At 49.5% G+C, this 1,953-nt stretch carries 2 tRNA genes and 1 rRNA gene; all 3 read right to left on the bottom strand.

Going from position 1 to position 1,953, the window contains the following annotated elements:
* Window positions 1-215: 215 nt before the first annotated feature.
* Window positions 216-291, bottom strand: a tRNA-Ala gene (locus H5089_RS19975).
* 50 nt (window positions 292-341) lie between these two features.
* Window positions 342-418: transfer RNA gene (locus tag H5089_RS19970), tRNA-Ile, on the bottom strand.
* Between the two features lie 76 nt (window positions 419-494).
* Window positions 495-1,953: ribosomal RNA gene (locus H5089_RS19965) — 16S ribosomal RNA — on the bottom strand; the annotation flags it as partial.

The raw sequence follows: 1,953 nt of genomic DNA, 5'->3' as shown, positions 1-1,953 counted from the left end.
AAAACGTTAATTAAATGGCACTGAATGGTACTGCTACCATTCTTTTTTTACTTTTGAAAACTCTTGATAAATACAATGTATTCATCAGAATTTTATTATCAGCTTTTCCAAATTTTTAAAGAGCAAGAGATACAAAAACCTCTCAAAATTAAACACACTCTATTCTCAGGCGGTTAATGGCCCGATAAAGAATATTTATTTTTAAGAAGTAAAAGTGGTGGAGCTAAGCAGGATCGAACTGCTGACCTCCTGCGTGCAAGGCAGGCGCTCTCCCAGCTGAGCTATAGCCCCACATATGCTGGTACTTACTGTTTTAACCATCTTCTTGATTAGACAAGAAGTGGTGGGTCTGAGTAGATTTGAACTACCGACCTCACCCTTATCAGGGGTGCGCTCTAACCAGCTGAGCTACAGACCCAAAACAATAAGTGTTGTTCTCTTTACAATAACAATCATCTGTGTGGACACTACGAACAAATAAGTTCTAAATCGTATAAGGAGGTGATCCAGCCCCAGGTTCCCCTAGGGCTACCTTGTTACGACTTCACCCCAGTCATGAATCACTCCGTGGTAAACGTCCTCCCGAGGGTTAGACTATCTACTTCTGGAGCAACCCACTCCCATGGTGTGACGGGCGGTGTGTACAAGGCCCGGGAACGTATTCACCGCGTCATTCTGATACGCGATTACTAGCGATTCCGACTTCATGGAGTCGAGTTGCAGACTCCAATCCGGACTACGACGCACTTTAAGTGATTCGCTTACTCTCGCGAGTTCGCAGCACTCTGTATGCGCCATTGTAGCACGTGTGTAGCCCTACACGTAAGGGCCATGATGACTTGACGTCGTCCCCACCTTCCTCCGGTTTATCACCGGCAGTCTCCTTAGAGTTCTCAGCATTACCTGCTAGCAACTAAGGATAGGGGTTGCGCTCGTTGCGGGACTTAACCCAACATCTCACAACACGAGCTGACGACAGCCATGCAGCACCTGTATCAGAGTTCCCGAAGGCACCAAACCATCTCTGGTAAGTTCTCTGTATGTCAAGTGTAGGTAAGGTTCTTCGCGTTGCATCGAATTAAACCACATGCTCCACCGCTTGTGCGGGCCCCCGTCAATTCATTTGAGTTTTAACCTTGCGGCCGTACTCCCCAGGCGGTCTACTTAATGCGTTAGCTTTGAAAAACAGAACCGAGGCTCCGAGCTTCTAGTAGACATCGTTTACGGCGTGGACTACCGGGGTATCTAATCCCGTTTGCTCCCCACGCTTTCGTACATGAGCGTCAGTGTTGACCCAGGTGGCTGCCTTCGCCATCGGTATTCCTTCAGATCTCTACGCATTTCACCGCTACACCTGAAATTCTACCACCCTCTATCACACTCTAGTTTGCCAGTTCGAAATGCAGTTCCCAGGTTGAGCCCGGGGCTTTCACATCTCGCTTAACAAACCGCCTGCGTACGCTTTACGCCCAGTAATTCCGATTAACGCTCGCACCCTCCGTATTACCGCGGCTGCTGGCACGGAGTTAGCCGGTGCTTCTTCTGTCAGTAACGTCACAGCTAGCAGGTATTAACTACTAACCTTTCCTCCTGACTGAAAGTGCTTTACAACCCGAAGGCCTTCTTCACACACGCGGCATGGCTGCATCAGGCTTGCGCCCATTGTGCAATATTCCCCACTGCTGCCTCCCGTAGGAGTCTGGGCCGTGTCTCAGTCCCAGTGTGGCTGATCATCCTCTCAAACCAGCTAGGGATCGTCGCCTTGGTGAGCCATTACCTCACCAACTAGCTAATCCCACTTGGGCCAATCTAAAGGCGAGAGCCGAAGCCCCCTTTGGTCCGTAGACATTATGCGGTATTAGCAGTCGTTTCCAACTGTTGTCCCCCACCTCAAGGCATGTTCCCAAGCATTACTCACCCGTCCGCCGCTCGTCAGCAAAGTAGCAAGCTACT

Source organism: Pseudoalteromonas sp. SR45-1 (assembly GCF_014163655.1).
Classification (GTDB): Bacteria; Pseudomonadota; Gammaproteobacteria; order Enterobacterales; family Alteromonadaceae; genus Pseudoalteromonas; species Pseudoalteromonas distincta.
Note: the sequence above shows the minus strand (reverse complement) of the source record. Positions and strands in the feature narration are given on the sequence as shown.